The 20,553-nt window shown below is 71.9% G+C and carries 15 protein-coding genes and 1 pseudogene; 12 read left to right on the plus strand and 4 right to left on the minus strand.

Annotated elements, in window-relative coordinates; all coding sequences use genetic code 11:
* Positions 1-205 precede the first annotated feature (205 nt).
* The 9 genes and pseudogenes from leuS to holA all read left to right on the plus strand — a co-directional run bounded on the left by leuS (position 206) and on the right by holA (position 12,213).
* The gene (leuS, locus tag ABZV34_RS03420; protein ID WP_356271009.1) at positions 206-3,121 is read left to right on the plus strand and encodes a leucine--tRNA ligase; all 2,916 of its coding nucleotides are present in this window, start codon (positions 206-208) and stop codon (positions 3,119-3,121) included.
* Positions 3,122-3,384: 263 nt separating this feature from the next.
* Complete coding sequence (locus tag ABZV34_RS03425) at positions 3,385-4,116, plus strand: hypothetical protein (protein WP_356271011.1); 732 nt, start codon at positions 3,385-3,387, stop codon at positions 4,114-4,116.
* A 69-nt stretch (positions 4,117-4,185) separates the two neighbouring features.
* Positions 4,186-5,031: a DegV family protein gene (locus tag ABZV34_RS03430; protein WP_168528062.1), complete on the plus strand. Its 846-nt coding sequence runs from the start codon at positions 4,186-4,188 to the stop codon at positions 5,029-5,031.
* Positions 5,032-5,248: 217 nt separating this feature from the next.
* Complete coding sequence (locus tag ABZV34_RS03435) at positions 5,249-6,439, plus strand: ComEA family DNA-binding protein (protein ID WP_356271012.1); 1,191 nt, start codon at positions 5,249-5,251, stop codon at positions 6,437-6,439.
* A gap of 233 nt (positions 6,440-6,672) precedes the next feature.
* The gene (locus ABZV34_RS03440; RefSeq protein WP_356271014.1) at positions 6,673-9,201 is read left to right on the plus strand and encodes a ComEC/Rec2 family competence protein; all 2,529 of its coding nucleotides are present in this window, start codon (positions 6,673-6,675) and stop codon (positions 9,199-9,201) included.
* 4 nt (positions 9,202-9,205) lie between these two features.
* Positions 9,206-10,033, plus strand: coding sequence for an arylamine N-acetyltransferase (locus tag ABZV34_RS03445; RefSeq protein ID WP_356271016.1), 828 nt, complete (start codon positions 9,206-9,208; stop codon positions 10,031-10,033).
* Between the two features lie 142 nt (positions 10,034-10,175).
* Positions 10,176-10,624, plus strand: a pseudogene (locus ABZV34_RS03450) (YceI family protein); the annotation flags it as partial.
* A 98-nt stretch (positions 10,625-10,722) separates the two neighbouring features.
* Positions 10,723-10,968, plus strand: a complete 246-nt coding sequence (locus tag ABZV34_RS03455; protein ID WP_356271018.1) for a hypothetical protein — start codon at positions 10,723-10,725, stop codon at positions 10,966-10,968.
* Positions 10,969-11,226: 258 nt separating this feature from the next.
* Entirely contained in the window at positions 11,227-12,213 is a 987-nt protein-coding gene (holA, locus tag ABZV34_RS03460; RefSeq protein WP_356271019.1) for a DNA polymerase III subunit delta, read from the plus strand.
* 214 nt (positions 12,214-12,427) lie between these two features.
* Here the strand turns inward: holA and rpsT are convergent, their stop codons facing one another.
* A complete protein-coding gene (rpsT, locus tag ABZV34_RS03465; RefSeq protein WP_356271021.1) occupies positions 12,428-12,694 on the minus strand; it encodes a 30S ribosomal protein S20 in 267 nt (88 codons plus the stop codon).
* 224 nt (positions 12,695-12,918) lie between these two features.
* Between rpsT and lepA the strand changes: the two genes are divergently transcribed.
* Both lepA and ABZV34_RS03475 read left to right on the plus strand, forming a co-directional pair.
* On the plus strand, positions 12,919-14,787 hold the full coding sequence (lepA, locus tag ABZV34_RS03470; RefSeq protein ID WP_356271023.1) for a translation elongation factor 4: 1,869 nt from the start codon (positions 12,919-12,921) through the stop codon (positions 14,785-14,787).
* 226 nt (positions 14,788-15,013) lie between these two features.
* Complete coding sequence (locus ABZV34_RS03475) at positions 15,014-16,927, plus strand: AMP-dependent synthetase/ligase (protein WP_356271025.1); 1,914 nt, start codon at positions 15,014-15,016, stop codon at positions 16,925-16,927.
* A gap of 83 nt (positions 16,928-17,010) precedes the next feature.
* Here ABZV34_RS03475 and ABZV34_RS03480 read toward each other — a convergent pair whose 3' ends face one another.
* The 3 genes from ABZV34_RS03480 to ABZV34_RS03490 form a co-directional block, all read right to left on the minus strand.
* A complete protein-coding gene (locus tag ABZV34_RS03480) occupies positions 17,011-17,595 on the minus strand; it encodes a response regulator (protein WP_356271027.1) in 585 nt (194 codons plus the stop codon).
* Between the two features lie 12 nt (positions 17,596-17,607).
* The gene (locus ABZV34_RS03485) at positions 17,608-17,757 is read right to left on the minus strand and encodes a hypothetical protein (protein WP_356271029.1); all 150 of its coding nucleotides are present in this window, start codon (positions 17,755-17,757) and stop codon (positions 17,608-17,610) included.
* A gap of 118 nt (positions 17,758-17,875) precedes the next feature.
* Positions 17,876-18,097 (minus strand): hypothetical protein, encoded by a 222-nt coding sequence (locus ABZV34_RS03490; protein WP_356271030.1) that lies wholly within the window; start codon positions 18,095-18,097, stop codon positions 17,876-17,878.
* Positions 18,098-18,344: 247 nt separating this feature from the next.
* Here ABZV34_RS03490 and ABZV34_RS03495 point away from each other — a divergent pair, with 247 nt between their 5' ends.
* The gene (locus tag ABZV34_RS03495; protein WP_356271032.1) at positions 18,345-20,471 is read left to right on the plus strand and encodes an ATP-binding SpoIIE family protein phosphatase; all 2,127 of its coding nucleotides are present in this window, start codon (positions 18,345-18,347) and stop codon (positions 20,469-20,471) included.
* Positions 20,472-20,553: the final 82 nt, after the last annotated feature.

Raw genomic sequence — 20,553 nt, forward strand, 5'->3', positions numbered from 1 at the left:
TGCCCCGGAAGCCCGTCGCGACACGCGCGGGTGCTGCGGTACCCTGACGCCATGCGTGCCGTACGCCTTCTGCTTAGTGAGCCGCGCTGATCAGTCCCGACCACTGACGACCCGTGGTCGGAATCGGCGCGGCCTCCCCTCCTGTGCGAGGGGATTTTTCATTTCTGAGCCGCTGGCAGAGACGATCGATGGAGCTTTGAGGATCATGAGCGAGACGAACCCCGCTGCCGCCTCCGAGGTGGCAGCGCCGCACCGCTACACGGCCGCGATGGCCGCGGAGATCGAAGCACGCTGGCAGGACTTCTGGGACGCCGAGGGCACGTACGAGGCGCCGAACCCCAGCGGGGACCTGGCGGGCGATCCCGAGCTGGCCGCGAAGCCCAAGAAGTTCATCATGGACATGTTCCCGTACCCGTCCGGTGCGGGCCTGCACGTGGGGCACCCGCTGGGCTACATCGCCACCGACGTGTTCGCCCGCTTCCAGCGGATGACCGGTCACAACGTCCTGCACACCCTGGGCTTCGACGCCTTCGGCCTGCCCGCCGAGCAGTACGCCGTGCAGACCGGCACGCACCCGCGCGTGTCCACCGAGGCCAACATGGAGAACATGAAGGTCCAGCTGCGCGCGCTGGGCCTGGGCCACGACAAGCGCCGGTCGTTCGCCACGATCGACCCGGAGTACTACAAGTGGACCCAGTGGATCTTCCTGCAGATCTTCAACTCCTGGTACGACGACGAGGCCGGCAAGGCCCGTCCGATCGCCGCGCTGATCGCCCAGTTCGAGAGCGGTGACCGTGCCGTCGCGGGCGCTGACGGCCACGCGCGCGCGTGGAACGAGCTGACCGCCACCGAGCGCGCCGACACCCTGAGCGAGTACCGGCTGGCGTACGCCTCCGACGCGCCCGTCAACTGGTGCCCCGGGCTGGGCACCGTACTGGCGAACGAGGAGGTCACCGCGGACGGCCGCTCCGAGCGCGGCAACTTCCCCGTCTTCAAGGCCAAGCTGCGGCAGTGGAACATGCGGATCACGGCGTACGCCGACCGCCTGCTGGACGACCTGGAGGCGCTGGACTGGCCCGAGGCCATCAAGCTGCAGCAGCGCAACTGGATCGGGCGCTCCGAAGGCGCCCGCGTCGACTTCCCGGTCGACGGCGAGGCCATCACGGTCTTCACCACGCGCCAGGACACCCTGTTCGGCGCCACCTACATGGTGCTGGCCCCCGAGCACCCGCTGGTCGACAAGTTCGTCCCGGCGGCCTGGCCGGAGGGCACCCACGAGGTGTGGACCGGCGCGCACGCCAACCCGGCCGAGGCCGTCGCCGCCTACCGTGCGCAGGCCGCGTCGAAGTCCGACGTCGAGCGTCAGGCCGAGGCCAAGGACAAGACCGGCGTCTTCACCGGCGTGTACGCCACCAACCCCGTCAGCGGCGAGCGCATCCCCGTGTTCATCGCCGACTACGTACTGATGGGCTACGGCACCGGCGCCATCATGGCCGTCCCGGCGCACGACACCCGCGACTTCGCGTTCGCGCGCGCCTTCGAGCTGCCGATGCGCTGCGTCGTCGAGCCGAGCGACGACCGGGGCACCGACCCCTCGACGTGGGACGACGCCTTCGCCTCGTACGACGCGAAGATCGTCAACTCCTCGGGCGCCGAGGTCTCCCTGGACGGCCTGGGCGTCGTCGACGCCAAGGCGCGCATCACCGAGTGGCTGGCCCGCAGGGGCATCGGCGAGGGCACCGTCAACTTCCGGCTGCGCGACTGGCTGTTCAGCCGTCAGCGCTACTGGGGCGAGCCCTTCCCGATCGTGTACGACGAGGACGGCGTCGCCCACGCGCTGCCCGAGTCGATGCTGCCCCTGGAGCTGCCGGAGGTCGAGGACTACTCACCGCGCACCTTCGACCCGGACGACGCGAACACCTCCCCGGAGACGCCGCTGTCCCGCAACGAGGACTGGGTCGACGTCACCCTGGACCTGGGCGACGGCCGCGGCCCGCGGAAGTACCGCCGCGAGACCAACACCATGCCCAACTGGGCCGGTTCCTGCTGGTACGAACTGCGCTACCTGGACCCGCACAACGACCGGAAGCTGGTCGACCCGGCCATCGAGCAGTACTGGATGGGCCCGCGCGAGGGACAGCCCACCGGCGGCGTCGACCTGTACGTGGGCGGCGCCGAACACGCCGTGCTGCACCTGCTGTACGCGCGCTTCTGGTCGAAGGTCCTGTTCGACCTGGGCCATGTCTCCTCGGCGGAGCCGTTCCACAAGCTGTTCAACCAGGGCATGATCCAGGCCTTCGTGTACCGCGACAGCCGTGGCATCGCCGTACCGGCCGCCGAGGTGGAGGAGCGCGACGGCGCCTTCTACTACCAGGGCGAGAAGGTCTCCCGGCTGCTGGGCAAGATGGGCAAGTCCCTGAAGAACGCGGTCACTCCGGACGAGATCTGCGACGAGTACGGCGCGGACACACTGCGCCTGTACGAGATGGCGATGGGTCCCCTGGACGTGTCGCGACCGTGGGACACGCGCGCGGTGGTCGGCCAGTACCGGCTGCTGCAGCGTCTGTGGCGCAACGTCGTCGACGAGACCACCGGCGCGGTCACCGTCGTCGAGGACGCCACGGGCGGCACGGGCGGCGCGGACGGCGCGGACGAGGACACGCTGCGGGTCCTGCACAAGGCGATCGACGGTGTGCGCCAGGACCTGGAGGGCCTGCGCTTCAACACGGCCATCGCCAAGGTCACCGAGCTGAACAACCACCTGACCAAGGCGGGCGGCCCGGTGTCGCGGACGGTCGCCGAGGCACTGGTGCTGCTGATCGCGCCGCTGGCCCCGCACATCGCCGAGGAGCTGTGGCGCAAGCTGGGTCACTCGGACTCGGTGGTCCACCAGGACTTCCCCGTGGCCGATCCGGCGTACGTCGTGGACGAGGCCGTGACCTGTGTCGTGCAGATCAAGGGCAAGGTCAAGGCGCGCCTGGAGGTCTCCCCGTCGATCTCCGACGCGGAGCTGGAGAAGATCGCGCTGGCCGACGAGAAGGTCGTCGCGGCGCTGGACGGAGCGGGCATCCGCAAGGTGATCGTGCGGGCGCCGAAGCTGGTGAACATCGTCACCGCCTAGGGCGGACCGGAGGGCCCGCGCGCGGGCTGCTCACAGGTGTCCCTGGCGGCCAGGTGTCCTGGCGGTTTCGCGGGAGCCCGCGAGCGGGTCCGCGCGCGGGGTGACGTGAGGTCTCCCCGTCGTGCGGCCTCTTTCGGGCCGGGACGTCGGGGTAGTCCCCTACGGGCAGGTTCGGGGTTCTTCCGGAACTCCGAACCTGCCCGTCGCGTTTACCGTTGAGGAGTGTCGTGGCAGCCGCCGCGACCGTCGGGAGGAGGGGCGTGGTGGAAGCCGTGATCGCAGTGATCGCTCTGCTCTTCCTGCTGTTCGTGGTCCTGGGCGCCTATGCCACGGTGAGGGTGATCGGCGCCGCCAAGCGCGGCGTGGACCGCACGATCTCGCAGGCCCGCCGCACGGTCGAGGACAGCACGCTGCGCGCCAGGACCTTCGCCCAGTTCGGCCCGGCCGGCGAGATCGCCCAGCTGCGGCTGAGGCTGCGTACCTCGATGCGGGCCACGCAGGACGCGCTGCAAGCGGGCGTGGGCGAGGACGAGTCCCTGAAGGAGTCCCTGGGGCTCTTCGAGCGGCTCAGCGCGCACGGGCGGGAGCTGGACGACGAGCTCAAGCGACTGGAGACGGAGCCGGACAAGGGCACCCTGGCCACCCGGCTGCCCGGACTGCGCGAGCGCACCGAGCGGATCACCGGGTCCGCGGACTCGCTGCGCTGGGCCGCGCGGGACCGGGCCCGCCGGTTCGCCGAGGACGATCTGGACTCGCTGAGCGCGCAGATAGACGTCGAGGCGGGCGCGCTGCGGCACTGGACGACCGAGCCGGACCCCACATCCTCGTGGCCCGACGCACCGGCTCCGGACGCGACCGCTTCCGACAGCAAGACCTGGCCGGGGCCCCCTCGGTCGCACCCGGCCGACGTGCCGACGCCTTCCGCCATCACTCCGCCGGGGCGCCGTCCCACCTACCCTTGGCAGAAGAAGCCCCGCCCCGAGAGCACGACTTGACGCGACCTGGACCCCAGGTGAGAGGGGCCGGGCTGCCGTCCGGGCGCCCCGACGGGTAACCTCCAGCTCATGTCCCGCCATGTCGCGATCGTCACCGATTCAACGGCCTACCTGCCGCCCCGGACGATGGAGCGCCACGGCATCACCGCGGTACCCCTGACCGTGGTCCTCGGCGACCAGGCGCTCGAAGAAGGCACCGAGATCTCGGCCCGTTCCCTGGCCCAGGCACTCCAGAAGCGGCGCCCCGTCACCACATCCCGGCCCAGCCCCGAGGTCTTCGCCGCCACCTACCGCGCGATCGCCGAGTCGGGGGCGACCGGCATCGTCTCCCTCCATCTGTCCGCCGAGATCTCCGGCACCTACGACGCGGCGGTCCTCGCCGCGCGTGAGGCTCCCGTGCCCGTGCGCGTGGTGGACACCGGGATGGTCGCGATGGCTCTCGGGTTCTGCGCACTGGCCGCGGCCCAGTCCGCGGAGGCGGGAGGCACCGTCGACGAGGCGGTCACGGCCGCGGAGAAGCGGGCCGCCGGCACCTCCACGTACTTCTACGTCGACACCCTCGACTATCTGCGCCGCGGCGGCCGGATCGGTGCGGCGCAGGCGCTGCTCGGCTCCGCGCTCGCGGTGAAGCCGCTGCTGCAACTCGACGGCGGCCGCATCGAACTCCTGGAGAAGGTACGCACCGCCTCGAAGGCGATCGCCCGGCTGGAGGAGATCGTGGCCGAACGCGCGGGCAGCGCCCAGGTCGACATCGCTGTCCACCACCTGGCCGCCCCCGAGCGGGCGTCGGCCCTCGCGGACCGATTGCGGGCACGGGTGCCGGGTCTTGCCGATCTGCATGTGAGCGAGGTCGGGGCGGTGATCGGGGCGCACACCGGGCCCGGGTTGCTGGGGGCGGTCATCTCGCCTCGGTGAGGCGGGGGAAGCGGTGAGCCGGCCGCGCTGATCGCGTCGGCCATGGCGATGGTGCCGGCCGGCCCGGCCGCGTCGGGTATGGCAGGTGTGTCGTGCCGGCAGGCAGGGTGTGCCGGCCGTGAGCCCTGTGGGTGACGGAGTTGTCCACAACTGGTGGGTAGTCCACCGGAATTGAGCAAGATCATCGCGAGATGGCGATGTGCCGGATTCTCGACGCATGGCACTTCGATCCCGCTCACGCACAGCCACACCGACCAGTGGACCGGGGCGCGGTCCCGCCTCCGACGGCCGCACCCACCCTCGCCGCACCCACTCTCGTCGTCCGCATCCGCGAAGCCGCTCCGGCGCCGATGTCCGGCGCCATGACGCCCCCGCCGAGGCGCTCCGCCTGCGCGCGCGGGCACTCTTCCCCGAATCGGGCCGGGACGAAGGGGAGTCGGGGCACGGACCACCGGGGGCGGACCGGGACGCGGCAGCTCCCAGGGCGAGAACCTCGGCGGGGCTCGGGGCCGCCCGGGGCCGGGACATGGACCGGTCGTCGCGGCGCGATGACGGTCCTCCGCCCGCCGGACCCTCGGATCAAGGGGCTCCGGCGCCGGACCCGGGCGGTCCCGCGGGTACCGGCGTTCCCACGCGTGGCGCGGCGGCCGAGTGGCGGCACCGGGCCGGGCTCGCCGTACGGGAGCGGATGCCGTTGTGGCTGCAGTCGAGGTGCGGCCTGGAGCGCCGGAGCGTGGCGGCGTTCGGTGTGCTGCTCGTCGTCGCCGCCGTCTTCGCCGTGCAGCACTTCTGGGCGGGCCGGACACAGCCGGTGCGGGCTCCCGAAGCGGTACGGGCGGTCGCTCCGTTCGGCGGAAGGCAGGGGCCGGAAGGCGGAAGCGGAGTCACGGAACCGTCGCCGGCGGAGCCGGGCGGCGCGGCCGGGGCGGCGAACACCGCGGGCCCGGCCGGAACCGTGATCGTGGTGGACGTCAGCGGCAAGGTGCGCAGTCCCGGGCTCCAGCGCCTTCCCGCCGGGTCGCGGGTCGAGGACGCGCTGCGGGCCGCGGGCGGGGTGCGGTCGGGGGCGGACACGAAGGGTCTCAACCGCGCACGCCTCCTCGTGGACGGCGAGCAGGTCGTCGTCGGTGCTCCAGCGATCGTGGCGGTGCCGGGCACGGGAGGCGTCCCTCTCGCAGGTGGTGCGGGCGGACCCGGCCCCGGGACGGCACCATCGGCTCCGGTCTCCCTCAACACGGCCACGGTGGACCAGCTCGACACCCTCCCCGGTGTCGGTCCGGTGCTCGCCCAGCACATCATCGAGTACCGCACCGAGCACGGGGGATTCCGCTCGGTCGAGGAGCTCCGCGAGGTCAAGGGAATCGGAGACGGCCGGTTCGCCGATCTGCAGAATCTCGTGCGGCCGTGAGCGGGCCCATGAGTCCCTCGAAGCGGATGGCCTCGGACCGGACCGCCCCTGGGACCTGGACCGTCCCCGAGCCACGGAACACCTCCGAGACACGGGACCCCCATGGGGATCGGGGCCCTCGTGGCGACCGGGACCTCCATGAGGACCAGGACCTCCGTGGCGGCGGGGGCCGCCGTGAGGGCGGGAACCCCCGCGAGGCCAAGGACAGCCGCGAGGCAGGGAATCGCCGGGCCGTGCACGCGGCCTCGGGCAAGCGGCTGGGCAGGGCGCATCCGCAGGAGGAGGGGCCGGCGGACCTGCGGCTCGTGCCGCCCGCTCTGGCGGCCTGGGCGACGGCGGCGCTGACGCTGGACACGCCGGTCGGCCGGACCATCGCTGTGGTGGTGGGCTGCGTGGCCGTGGCCTGCGCCCTTCTGGCGGCGGGACGCGGGCGCACGGACGGCACGGGCCGGCGGGACGGACCGCGACCGGGGGCGACGCCGCGGAGGTGGCCGAGGGTGTCCGCAGCCGCCGTGCTGCTCTGCGCCGCGGCGGCCGCCGCCTCCGCGGGACTGCACGGAGCGGATGTGCGCCGAGGGCCGGTCCCGTCCCTGGCGCGACAGTTCGCCCACGTGACCGTCGAGGCGGAGGTCACCTCCGACGCACGGCTCAGCCGGCCCCGGATCAAGGGGGACCACGCGGCTCCGACCGCCGTGCTGCTCGACGCCGAGGTCCGGCGGGTGACGCGGGCGGACGGGAGCGGGCGAGCCGTGGAGACGCGTACGCCGGTGCTGGTGATCGTCGACGCGAGGGCGCCGAGAGGCTCACCCGGACCGGCCGACCGGCGTTCGCCCTGGCTGTCGCTCCTGCCGTCCACGCGGTTGCGGTTGGCCGGGCGGCTGGCGCCCGCGTTGTCGGACGGGGACCGGGTCGCGGCAGTGCTGCGCGTGCGGGGGAGCGGGCCGCCGGAGGTGGTGGGGGAACCGTCCGGGCCACAGCGGTTCGCCGGCCGGCTGCGCGAGGGACTGCGGCAGGCGACCGGCGGACTGGAAGCGGACGCGCGGGCCCTGCTGCCGGGGCTGGTCGTGGGGGACACCACAAGGGTCACACCGGAGCTGGACGACGCGTTCAAGGCGACCGATCTCACGCATCTGCTCGCGGTCAGCGGCGGAAACCTCGTGATTCTGCTGGCCCTGTTCATCGGACCGCCCGGCCTTGCCCAGCGTGCCGAGCGACGCGGCCTCGCACCTCGGCTCGGTGTTCCGCTGCGGACCACCGCGCTGCTGGGCGCCGCGGTCACACTCGGCTTCGTGATCGTCTGCCGGCCCGATCCGAGCGTGCTGCGGGCCGCGGCCTGCGGTTCGATCACCCTGCTCGCCGTCGCGACCGGACGCCGCAGATCACTGATCCCCGCGCTGGCCACGGCCGTACTGCTGCTGGTGCTGTACGACCCCTGGCTGGCCCGTAGCTACGGCTTCCTGCTCTCCGTCCTGGCGACCGGCGCCCTGCTCACGCTCGCCCCGCGCTGGAGCGCGGCGCTCCAGCGGCACGGGGTGCCACCCCGGCCGGCCGAGGCACTCGCGGCCGCGGGAGCCGCGCAGGCGCTGTGCGCACCGGTCATCGCCGTCCTCTCGGCACAGGTGAGCCTGGTGGCGGTGCCGTGCAATCTGCTCGCGGAGTTCGCGGTCGCGCCGGCCACCGTGCTGGGATTCGCGACGCTGGCGACCGCTCCGCTCGCCCCGGCTGTCGCCAAGGCGCTGGCGTGGTGCGCGAGTTGGCCCGCCCGGTGGATCGCGGACATCGCCCGGGCCGGGGCGGCGCTGCCCGGTGGGACCCTGGACTGGCCGGGAAGCTGGACGGGGGCGCTGCTGCTCGCCCTGGTCACGGCGGTCGTCGTGCTTCTCGGCCGACAGCTCCTGAAGCACCCCTGGGCGATCGGTGTGTGCCTCGTGGTGTTCCTGCTGGTCGTGGTACGGCCGGCACCGCTCACCAGGGTGATCACGGGATGGCCGCCGCCCGGCTGGCGATTCGCGATGTGCGACGTGGGGCAGGGCGACGCGACGGTGCTGGCGGCGGGCGACGGCACCGCGGTGGTGGTGGACGCCGGGCCGGACCCGGGACTGGTCGACCACTGTCTCAGCGCACTCGGTGTCACCCGGATTCCGCTCGTCGTGCTCACGCACTTCCACGCCGATCATGTGGCGGGGCTTCCGGGCGTGTTGCGCGGTCGTTCCGTGGGGGCGATCGAGACGACCGGTTTCGAGGAGCCGCCGGACCAGGCCGAGTTCGTGCGCCGGGAGGCGGCCGCGCGGCACATCGAGGTGACGCGGGCCGTGGCAGGGGAGCGACGGCGGACGGGAAGCCTCGCATGGCAGGTGCTGTGGCCGGGGCCGAGTCCGCCGGGCCCTGTGCCGGACGGTCCGAACGACGCCAGTGTCGCCCTGCTCGTCCGGTCGGCCGGACTGCGGATGCTGCTTCTGGGGGACCTCGAACCACCGGCCCAGCGGGCGCTGTTGAGGTCGCCCGTCGCCGACGAGCTGGCGGCCGTGGACGTGCTCAAGGTCGCCCATCACGGCTCGGCCTACCAGGATCCGGAACTCATACGGAGGGCCGCTCCGCGGATCGCTCTGATCTCCTGCGGGAGGGACAACCCGTACGGGCACCCCGCTCCCGGGACGATCGCGGCGCTGCGCGCGGGGGGTGCCGTGGTGCTGCGGACGGACAGGGACGGGGCACTGGCTGTGGTCGGTGCGGGCGCAGAGCTGGGCGTGGCGAGAGACTGAGGTCATGAATTCCGCACAGGCTGATGCCTACCTCCGCCGAATCGGTGCCCAGCACCCGGCGTGGCCCACCTCCGGGGTGCTGCGTGAGCTGCACCTTCGCCATCTCAAGACGGTGCCGTTCGAGAACCTGTCGATCCATCTGGGAGAGGAGATCGTGCTGGAGGAGAAACACCTGCTGGACAAGGTGGTGGGCGCGCGCAGGGGCGGCTTCTGCTACGAACTGAACGGTCTGTTCGGGGCGTTGCTGGGAGCGCTGGGCTTCGATGTGACGCTTCTCTCGGCCCGGGTGTACGGCGAGGAGGGGCGGCTGGGGATTCCGTACGACCACCTCGCCTTGCGGGTGCGGACGGTGGACGGGGGCGACTGGCTGGCGGACGTCGGCTTCGGGACGCTCAGTCACTATCCGCTGGCTTTCGGGGAGCGGAGCGAACAGGCGGATCCGGGCGGCACGTTCAGGGTCGTCGAGGCGGGGCCGGACGCGGCGGGGGTGCGGGGAGTCGGAGGGCGACGAGAGGCCGAGGATCTGGACGTCATCCGGAACGCCGGACCGCAGTACCGCCTGGAGGTGCGGCCGCGGGTGCTCGGGGACTTCGTGGCCGGCGCCTGGTGGAACAGCACCTCGCCGATGTCGCATTTCGGCCGTTCGACGGTGTGTTCACGGGTCACGGAGGACGGGGGGCGGATCACGCTCAGCGGCCGGAGCCTGACGGTGACGGCGCCGGACGGGACGAAGGAGGTGACGGAGCCGGCCACGGACGAGGAGGTGCTGGCGGTCTACCGGGAACGCTTCGGGATCGAACTGGACCAGGTGCCTGAAGTGCGGAAGGCCTGACCGGAGCGTCGGCGGAGGGGGTGAGCGCCGGGGCGGGCGAAAGGGGTACGCGTAGGGCAGAAGGCGTTACCCGGCCGCAGTCCCGGCACATGTGCCGGATTTTGGCGATGTACTCCCGTGTCGCCTCGAAAGTCGCACTGGTGCGGTGTCGGCGGAGGGGTACACGCCGTACCGCGCGCACGCCGCACGCCGAACGCCGTCGTCGGGGAGAAGACGTCGGCCTCGCTCGGCGATGTGACGCTGCACGCTGCCCAGCCGCCCGCCCTGCCGCGGCCGGGCGACGGTCGGGGGACTTCCTGGACGTGGCGCGCTTTCCGGCGCTGGAGTTCTCCGGCGAACGCTGTGCACCGGGGCGGGAGCCGCTGGGCGGGGACCGGGGTGCTGTCGCTGCACGGCGTGAGGGGCACGGGCACGCTCGACACGGAGTACCTCGGGCTCGGCAACGGGATGGAGGACGAGGTGCGGGCCGCCTGCCGGGCAACGACCGAGTCGCACCGCGGCGACTTCACCGTCAGCTGGCAGACGATGCTCGCGCGTGGCATCGCGGTGGTCGGGCCGAGCATCAGGACCGAGCTGGACGTGCAGATCGTCCAGAAGGCTGACGGGTGTGCTGGCCGGTGCGGTGACCGGGATCGGCGTTGTGACGGACCCGGGCGTCGGCCCGGCCGGACGTAGCGGAAAATGTCCTCGTGAGTGACGTGAGACATGTGTTGGTGCTGCCCGACCGCGACGCGGCGGAAGAGGCGGCGGAGGCGGTCGGTGACCGGTTCGGCCTCGCGGAGGAACCGCAGCTCGTCAGGGACGCGCTGGCCGGTGAGGACGACGCCGAGGACGCGCAGTGGCTGGTCGTCCTGACGGATACCGAGGAGCGGCTCGACCCGAAGGAGCTGGACGAGTTCGCCGCGGAGTGGGACGGCTGGCGCGAGGAGCCGTAGAGGAGCCTGCCGGAGAGGAGCCGTAGAGGTCCGCCACACGCAAGGCTCCACCGGGCACCGGGCGGGGACGCGTGGGGCATGCGGGTGGGGGCGTCTGCTGTGCGGAGGCCGTGTGCCCGGGAGGTGCCGTACGGCCCCGCGCCGCGGGGTCCGCGCGTGCTGTACGAGGCCGCGCGCGCCGTCCGTGCACCCGCGTCGGCCGGGCCGGGCCGGGCCGCTCGGCGTTCGTTGTCAGTGGCGCGTGGGATGCTTTCGGGGATGGCCAAGAAGACCGCACAAGACGACCCTCTCGCCCCCGTCACACTCGCCGTGGGCCAGGAGGATCTCCTGCTCGACCGTGCCGTGCAGGAGGTGGTGGCCGCCGCCAGGGCCGCCGACGCCGACACGGACGTCCGGGACCTCACCCCGGACCAGTTGCAGCCCGGCACGCTCGCCGAGCTGACGAGCCCGTCGCTCTTCTCCGAGCGCAAGGTCGTGGTCGTACGCAATGCGCAGGATCTGTCGGCCGACACCATCAAGGACGTGAAGGCGTATCTGGGCGCGCCGGCCGAGGAGATCACCCTCGTGTTGCTGCACGCGGGCGCGGCCAAGGGCAAGGGACTGCTCGACGCCGCGCGCAAGGTCGGGGCCCGGGAGGTGGCGTGCCCCAAGATGACGAAGCCGGCGGACCGGCTGGCGTTCGTGCGGAGCGAGTTCAGGGCGCTGGGGAGGTCCGCGACACCGGAGGCCTGCCAGGCGCTCGTCGACTCCATCGGGAGTGATCTGAGGGAGCTGGCGGCAGCGGTGTCCCAGCTGACCGCGGATGTCGAGGGGACGATCGACGAGGCCGTCGTCGGCAGGTACTACACCGGGCGGGCCGAGGCGTCGAGCTTCACCGTGGCCGATCGGGCCGTGGAGGGGCGGGCGGCGGAGGCGTTGGAGGCGCTGCGCTGGTCTCTGTCCACCGGGGTCGCGCCGGTCCTGATCACCAGTGCGCTGGCGCAGGGCGTGCGGGCGATCGGGAAGCTGTCCTCCGCGCGCGGGGGGCGGCCGGCTGATCTCGCCCGCGAGCTGGGGATGCCGCCGTGGAAGATCGACCGGGTGCGGCAGCAGATGCGGGGGTGGACGCCGGACGGGGTCGCCGTCGCACTGCGGGCGGTCGCCGACGCGGATGCCGGAGTCAAGGGCGGTGGGGACGACCCCGCGTACGCGCTGGAGAAGGCGATCGTGGCCATCGCCCGGGCGGCCCGGTCCCGACGGGGCTGAGGGCTGTCCCGTGATCCCCGGGCACGGCAGGCATGCGGCAGACCGAAGGCCCCGCCGGCGCTCCCGGGGAAGGAGGACGAGCGGGGCCTTCGGTTCAAGCCTGTGGATCCGTGCCCGCGTGGCGAACGCAGGTCGCGCACGGATCCGGGGGTGCCGGTCAGGAGCGGGTGAGAGGGCCCGCTTGGTCCCTTCCGGCGGTCAAGTCGGGTAGGACTCAGCCCTTGAGGGCAACGACCTTCGAAGCAAGCGCCGACTTCTTGTTGGCGGCCTGGTTCTTGTGGATGACGCCCTTCGAGACGGCCTTGTCGAGCTGGCGCGACGCGGCGCGCGTGTACTCGGTGGCCTTCTCGACGTCACCCGCGGCAGCAGCCTCGCGGGCCTTGCGGACCGCGGTCTTCAGAGAGGACTTGACGGCCTTGTTGCGCAGCCGCGCCTTCTCGTTGGTCTTGATCCGCTTGATCTGGGACTTGATGTTCGCCACGAATGAGCCTCTACAGGTTCAGGCGCGCGAGACAGCTCGTCTCGCCCGCCGTTTGATTTCCTTGGGGTGTGCCTCGTGCAGAGAGGGCATGAGACACAGCCACCCAGGCTACCAGCCGCCGTGCGACCGGCCCAAACCGGTCGCGGCTCCCCACCCGTGGGACCATGGAGCCTACGTATCGATCCGACCCGAGGCGACAGGCGCCTCAAGAGACAGGACCCTGCGTGCCCGCGACCCCTAACAATGTGCCCGAGCCGAGCCGTACCGCCCCGGCTCTGATTCGCAATTTCTGCATCATCGCGCACATCGACCACGGCAAGTCCACGCTCGCCGACCGCATGCTCCAGCTGACCGGGGTGGTTGATCAGCGGCAGATGCGCGCTCAGTACCTCGACCGCATGGACATCGAGCGCGAGCGTGGGATCACGATCAAGTCCCAGGCGGTCCGGCTGCCCTGGGCGCCCTCCGAGGACCCGGGCAACACTCACATCCTCAACATGATCGACACCCCCGGGCACGTCGACTTCACGTACGAGGTGTCCCGGTCCCTCGCGGCCTGCGAGGGCACGGTCCTGCTGGTCGACGCGGCCCAGGGCATCGAGGCGCAGACTCTCGCCAACCTCTACCTGGCGATGGAGAACGACCTCAAGATCATCCCCGTACTGAACAAGATCGACCTGCCGGCCGCCCAGCCGGAGAAGTTCTCCGAGGAGCTCGCGAACCTCATCGGGTGCGACCCCGGGGACGTGCTGAGGGTCTCCGCCAAGACGGGTCTGGGCGTCGAGGCGCTGCTCGACAGGGTCGTCGCGGAGATCCCCGCCCCGGTCGGCGTCCAGGACGCCCCCGCCCGCGCGATGATCTTCGACTCGGTCTACGACTCCTACCGCGGTGTGGTGACGTACGTACGTGTCATCGACGGGCAGCTCAACAAGCGTGAGCGGATCCGGATGATGTCCACGGGCGCCACCCACGAGCTGTTGGAGATCGGCGTCTCGGCCCCCGAGATGAAGGCCGCCGACGGGCTCGGTGTCGGCGAGGTCGGGTACCTCATCACCGGAGTGAAGGACGTCCGCCAGTCCAAGGTCGGTGACACGATCACCACCCTGCACAACGGTGCGACCGAGTCGCTCGGCGGGTACAAGGAGCCCCGGCCCATGGTCTTCTCGGGCCTGTATCCGCTGGACGGCTCCGACTACCCCGAGCTGCGCGAGGCCCTGGACAAGCTCCAGCTCAACGACGCCGCGCTGGTGTACGAGCCGGAGACCTCGGCGGCACTGGGCTTCGGCTTCCGGGTCGGTTTCCTCGGGCTGCTGCACCTCGACGTGATCCGCGAGCGACTGGAGCGCGAGTTCGGGCTCGACCTGATCGCGACCGCGCCGAACGTGGTCTACCGCGTCGAGATGGAGGACCGCAGCGAGCACGTGGTCACCAACCCGAGCGAGTTCCCCGAGGGCAAGATCGACAAGGTGTACGAGCCCGTCGTGCGGGCTACCGTCCTCGCCCCCTCGGAGTTCATCGGCGCGATCATGGAGCTGTGCCAGACCCGGCGCGGCACCCTGCTCGGCATGGACTACCTCTCCGAGGACCGGGTCGAGATCCGCTACACCCTGCCGCTCGCGGAGATCGTCTTCGACTTCTTCGACCAGCTGAAGTCCAAGACCCGCGGCTATGCCTCGCTGGACTACGAGCCCACCGGCGAGCAGGCCTCCAGCCTGGTCAAGGTCGACATCCTGCTGCACGGTGACAAGGTCGACGCCTTCTCGGCGGTCACGCACAAGGACGCGGCGTACGCGTACGGTGTCCGGCTGGTCGCCAAGCTGCGCGAGCTGATCCCGCGGCAGGCCTTCGAGGTGCCGATCCAGGCGGCCATCGGCTCCCGGGTCATCGCCCGCGAGACCATCCGCGCCATCCGCAAGGACGTCCTCGCCAAGTGCTACGGCGGTGACATCTCCCGTAAGCGGAAGCTGCTGGAGAAGCAGAAGGAGGGCAAGAAGCGGATGAAGATGGTGGGCTCTGTGGAAGTTCCGCAAGAGGCCTTCATCTCCGTGCTGTCCAGCGACGACAGCGGTGGCGGGGCCAAGGGCAAGAAGTAGCCGCCCCAGGTAGGCCGATTCGCCGATTTCGAGGGCCCGTTGCGCTGACGCGCGGCGGGCCCTCGGCCGTGTGTACCGTCGCTCTCTGTAGGAAGTGACAGGACGCCGCCCCTTACGCACCGGCCGGACGCGCTCTACTCTGATCACTGCTCGTTAGTTACTCGCGAGTTAAACAACAGCCGCAATGAGCCAGCCAGCCGCACTGTCGCGGGCCCCGGAGGATGTCGTGAGCGACACACAGACCCTGATCGAGAACCGTCCGCCGTCCGTGGCGGCCCTCTTCCTGGAGCGCGTGGCGGCCACGCCGGACGCCGAGGCCTACCGCTACCCCGTCCCAGCCGCCCCGGCACGTCCGGCCTCGACCGAGCGGGCAGACGCTCCCGCGGGTCAGGGCGCGGACGAGTGGAAGTCGCTGAGCTGGGCGCAGGCCGCCGAGCGGGTCTTCGCCATCTCGGCCGGGCTGATCGAACTGGGCGTGCAGCCGGAGCAGCGCGTCGCGCTCGCCTCCTCCACGCGGGTCGAGTGGATCCTCGCCGACCTCGGCATCATGTGCGCGGGCGCGGCCACGACGACGATCTACCCCCAGACGAACGCCGAGGAGTCCGCGTTCATCCTCTCCGACTCGGACAGCCGGGTCCTGATCGCCGAGGACGCGGCCCAGCTCGCCAAGGTGCGGGAGAAGCGCGCCGAGCTGCCCGAGCTGACGCATGTGGTCGTCATCGACCCGGCCGGCGTCGAGACCGGCGAGGACGTCCTGAGCCTGGCCGAGCTGGAGGCGCGCGGCGCCGCGCATCTGGAGAAGAACCCCGAGCTGATCAAGGAGCGGGTCGGTGCGATCACCGCCGGCCAGCTCGCCACCCTCATCTACACCTCCGGCACCACGGGCCGCCCCAAGGGGGTCCGCCTCCCGCACGACAACTGGGCGTACATGGCGAAGGCCATCGCCTCGACCGGACTGCTCGGTCCCGACGACGTGCAGTACCTCTGGCTGCCGCTCGCCCATGTCTTCGGCAAGGTGCTCACCTCCGGCCAGATCGAGGTCGGGCACGTCACCGCCGTCGACGGCCGGGTAGACAAGATCATCGCGAATCTGCCGGTGGTGCAGCCGACGTACATGGCGGCCGTTCCGCGCATCTTCGAGAAGGTCTACAACGGGGTCGCGGCCAAGGCGCGGGCCGGCGGCGGTGCCAAGTACAAGATCTTCCAGTGGGCCGCTGAGGTCGCCCGCGAGTACGCGAAGGCCGGGCAGGACAACTTCCGCCGCACCGGCACCGCCTCCGTACCCTTCGCGCTCGCGGCCAAGCACAAGGTCGCTGACGCGCTCGTCTTCGCCAAGATCCGCGAGGCCTTCGGCGGCAGACTGCGCGCCTGCATCTCCGGCAGCGCGGCCCTGGCCCCCGACATCGGCTACTTCTTCGCGGGCGCCGGCATCCACATCCTGGAGGGGTACGGCCTCACGGAGTCCTCCGCCGCCTCCTTCGTGAACCCCGGCGAGGCCTACCGCACCGGCACGGTCGGCAAGCCGCTGCCCGGCACCGAGGTGCGCATCGCGGACGACGGCGAGATCCTGCTGCGCGGCCCCGGCATCATGGAGGGCTACCACCGGCTGCCGGAGAAGACCGCCGAGGTCCTGGAGGCGGACGGCTGGTTCCACACGGGTGACATCGGCGAGCTGTCCCCCGACGGCTACCTCCGCATCACCGACCGCAAGAAGGACCTCATCAAGACGTCCGGCGGCAAGTACATCGCGCCCGCCGAGGTCGAGGGCCAGTTCAAGGCGGTCTGCCCGTACGTCTCCAACATCCTCGTGCACGGCGCCGACCGGAACTTCTGCACCGCCCTCATCGCCCTCGACGAGCCGTCGATCCTGGAGTGGGCGAAGGAGAACGGGCTGGAGGGCAGGTCGTACGCCGACGTCGTGGCCGCCCCGGTCACCGTCGAACTGATCGAGGGCTATGTGAAGGAGCTCAACAGCGGGCTCCAGCGCTGGCAGACGATCAAGAAGTTCCGCCTGCTGCCGCGTGACCTCGACGTCGAGCACGGGGAGATCACGCCGAGTCTGAAGCTCAAGCGGCCGGTCGTGGAACGGGAGTACAAGGGGCTGATCGAGGAGATGTACGCCGGTACGCGCGAGTCCTGAGCCCCGGGGGCGGCCGCCGGACCGCACGGCCCGTCGCGGGGGCGCGGGTCCGGCGGGGCCGAGCGGGCGGCTCCCCGCGTCCCTCATGGTGCGTGGGTGCCGGCCGCCCGCGCCACCAGGTGCCGCAGTTCTCCCACCTGCCTGCGCAGGTCCGGCACGTTCGGGGGGTCCTGGGTCGCCAGCTGCTTCTCCAGGGCCGCCAGCCGCGTGCCGATCCGGGCGGCGTGAGCGTGTTCCTGGGCCAGTAGCCGTTCCAGCTGCTGGTTCTTGCGGTGCAGGTCCAGGAACACGGTGACCTTGGCGCGCAGCACCCAGGGGTCGAACGGCTTCGTCAGATAGTCCGCGGCGCCGGTGGCGTAGCCGCGGAAGGCGTAGCCCGCGTCGGCGTCGGTGCCGGTCAGGAAGATGATGGGGACGTCCTTGGTCTGGTCGAGCCGCTTGATGTGCGCGGCGGTCTCGAAGCCGTCCATGCCGGGCATGCGGATGTCCAGGAGGACGACGGCGAAGCGCTGCCGCAGCAGCGCCTCCATCGCCTCCTCGCCCGAACGCGCGCGCACCAAAGGCTCGTTGAGGGACCCCAGGACGGCCTCCAGTGCGACCAGGTTGTCCTCCATGTCGTCGACCAGGAGGATGCTGGCGCGCTCGTCGGTCTCTTCCTCAGCGCTCATGGTGACTGTTCCTCACTCGGTCGTCGGCGGGTCCGCGGCCTCCCCGGTCGTGCTCGGTCCCGGAACAACGGATTCGGGAACGCTGTCGTCCCGCGCTTCGAGGCCCGCGCCCTCCGGGCCGGGGAGGGCGCGGACGACGGTCAGCGACTGATCGACGTCCACCGGCCCGGGTCCGCGGTCGTCGGCGCCGCGGGCGACGGACTTCCCGCGGTCTCCGGCACCGCCGTCGCGGTGAGCGCGAGGACGCCGCGGATACCGTCGATCACGATCAGCAACTGCCCTACAGTCCCCGCACCTCGGTCCTGCCGCCGGGACGGCCCGCGGCGCCGGCCTGGTGGGCGACCCGGGTCACCTCGCCGGTGGAGAGCGTCAGTCGATCGGCCGCCCTGTTCGCCGCGTGGGCCAACCCGCGCATTCCGCAGCGGAGTTGACGCTTCCCGTCGTACGAACCGTGTCCCGTCTCCGGCGCCTCGGTGAAGTCGCCGTCGCCCGCGGCGGTCATCGCGGCGAGCGGCGGACGCGGATGGGGCGCCGGGATCCGACCGTCTTCGAATGCCCGATTCTGTCCGTCTTCGAGCACACGCGTAGCACTGTTCTCACTCATGACAGCCCACTTCGGTAACTCGGCGCTTATGGGCGGGGCCAGTCTGTCACTCTGTCCGTGTCGCCTGAGGCGTAATCGTCCGAACTGCTCAGGGAGCTGCACAGTGGGGGCCATTCCGACGCAACGGGAGTCCCGGCGGGACTCCATGGCGCATGCCCCTGACGCGCCCGCGCACCACCGTGCCGACCTGGAGACAGTGGTGCGCGCGGCATTGCCGGGAACCCCGCTCGCGCCCGGAGCCGCCCGCCGGCTGGTGCGCGAGGCGCTCGCCGACCGGGCCGCACTCGCGCTGCCGGACGCCGAGACGGTCGGCGAGCGCCTCCGCGACGACGCCGTCGTGATCGTCAGCGAACTCGTCACCAACGCGGTCGTGCACGCGGGCACGGACGTGGAGCTGGTGTGCCGGCTCGAGACGGGCGACGACGGCGGGGCGGGTGTGCTGCACGCGGTGATCGTCGAGGTCTCCGACCACCACCCCTCGCGCGCGGTGCGCGAGGACGCGGCCGAACGCCCGTACGGCACACCCGAGTACGGGCGCGGGCTGCGGCTCGTCTCCACGCTCTCCGAGGCCTGGGGCATCACCTATCGCACCGGCGTCAAGACCGTGTGGGCGCGGTTGCCCGTGGACGGGGCGGCGGAATTCGGCGCGGGGTTCGGACTGGAGGGCGGGACGAGCGGCGAGACGGCGGGCGACAGCGGGACGGCCGTGGCAGGGGAACCGGGCGTCGACCGGGGCTCGGGCGCCCGGGGTCCGGACGCCGTCGCGGGGCCGGGCGGTGCGCTGACGGGCGGCGGCGCGGAGACCGGGGTGTACGCCGGGGAGCGTGGGACCGGGGCGCTCGGCGGCGGGACGACCACCGCGGGACCGAGGCGCGATCCGTCCGGTGACCACGACTGGCTCAACCGCGGTGCCCTGTCCTTCCTCGCCGAGGCCTCCGACCTGCTCGCGGGCCAGCTCGACGAGGACCTGGTCGCCGCGCTCGCCGGACAGCTCCTGGTGCCCCGGCTCGCCGACTGGTGCGCGGTCTGGCTGGAGGACGAGGCCACCGACCGGGCGGGCGGCCTCGGGCTTGCGCTCGGGCCGCGGCTCGCCCGGGTCTGGCACGGCAGTGAGAACCGCATCGAGGAACTGCGCCGGGCGCTGGAGAAGGACCCGCCCCGGCTGCCCGACTCGGTGCGCTCCCGCGCCGTGCCCGTGCCCTGGCCGGGGGAGACGCTGGGGGCGGGCGACACGCCGGCGGGCGCGGACGTCATGGGCGGACCGGGAGAAGTGAGCGGACCGGGAGAAGTGAGCGGGGCGGAAGGAGTGAGCGGGGCGGCGCTGGCCTACCGGCTGATCGCCGGCGGGCGGCCGCTCGGGACCCTCGTCATCGGGCGGGCCGGGCTGACCTGCTTCCCCGACGAGATCACCGGACTCGTCGAGGACCTCAGCCGCCGGATCGCCCTCGCCATCGGCGCGGCCCGTCAGTACGCGCGGCAGGCCACCATCAGCCGGGTCCTCCAGCGAGGACTGCTGCCCGGGGCGGTCGCCGAGATCCCCGGGGTGCGCAGCGCCCTCGTCTACGAGCCGCTCGACAAGGGCGGGCCCAGCGGGGACTTCTACGACCTGTTCCCGGCCGGTGACGGGCGCTGGTGCTTCGTCCTCGGTGACGTGCAGGGCAAGGGGCCCGAGGCCGCCGTCGTGATCGGCCTCGCCCGGCCGTGGGTGCGGCTGCTGGCCCGGGAGGGCTACCAGGTCGCCGACGTCCTCGACCGCCTCAACCAGCTCCTGCTCGACGACGCCACGGAGGCGGCCGACGCCGCGGCCCGCGCGCTGGTGGCCGCGGGCGGACCCTCCCTCGGCCCCGACGAGGGCCCGCAGACCCGCTTCCTCTCCATGCTGTACGGCGAACTGGTGCCCTTCGACGGAGGCGTGCGCTGCACCCTCGCGTCGGCCGGACACCCGCTGCCGCTGATCCTGGGCCCCGACGGTGACGTACGGGAGGTGGCCGAGCCGCAGACGCTGCTCGGCGTCTTCGAGGACGCGACCTACGTCTCCGAGACCCTGGACCTGTATCCCGGGGACACCGTGCTGTGCGTGACCGACGGGGTGACGGAGCGTCGCAGCGGCCCGCGCCAGTTCGACGACGACGAGGGGCTCGCGCAGGCCCTCGCGGGTTGTACGGGGCTCGACGCGGAGCTGGTCGCGAAGCGGATCCGGCGACTGGTGCACGAGTTCGGCGGCAAGCCGCCGGAGGACGACCTGGCCCTGCTGGTGCTGCAGGCCGAGTAGCGAGGGCCCTGGCACCCTGAGGCCCGGATCCCCTTCACACGCCGCCGCCGGAGCGCGGGCGGCCGTGGAAAGGGGCATGCGG

Source organism: Streptomyces sp. NPDC005195 (genome assembly GCF_040608315.1).
Taxonomy (GTDB): domain Bacteria; phylum Actinomycetota; class Actinomycetes; order Streptomycetales; family Streptomycetaceae; genus Streptomyces; species Streptomyces kaempferi.

What these genes read in the sequence shown, in the direction of transcription:
- leuS (WP_356271009.1), top strand. Translation starts at nt 206, where the DNA reads ATGAGCGAGACGAACCCCGCTGCCGCCTCCGAGGTGGCAGCGCCGCAC.
- ABZV34_RS03430 (WP_168528062.1), top strand. Translation starts at nt 4,186, where the DNA reads ATGTCCCGCCATGTCGCGATCGTCACCGATTCAACGGCCTACCTGCCG.
- ABZV34_RS03435 (WP_356271012.1), top strand. Translation starts at nt 5,249, where the DNA reads ATGGCACTTCGATCCCGCTCACGCACAGCCACACCGACCAGTGGACCG.
- ABZV34_RS03445 (WP_356271016.1), top strand. Translation starts at nt 9,206, where the DNA reads ATGAATTCCGCACAGGCTGATGCCTACCTCCGCCGAATCGGTGCCCAG.
- holA (WP_356271019.1), top strand. Translation starts at nt 11,227, where the DNA reads ATGGCCAAGAAGACCGCACAAGACGACCCTCTCGCCCCCGTCACACTC.
- ABZV34_RS03480 (WP_356271027.1), bottom strand. Translation starts at nt 17,595, where the DNA reads ATGAGCGCTGAGGAAGAGACCGACGAGCGCGCCAGCATCCTCCTGGTC.
- ABZV34_RS03490 (WP_356271030.1), bottom strand. Translation starts at nt 18,097, where the DNA reads ATGACCGCCGCGGGCGACGGCGACTTCACCGAGGCGCCGGAGACGGGA.
- ABZV34_RS03495 (WP_356271032.1), top strand. Translation starts at nt 18,345, where the DNA reads ATGGCGCATGCCCCTGACGCGCCCGCGCACCACCGTGCCGACCTGGAG.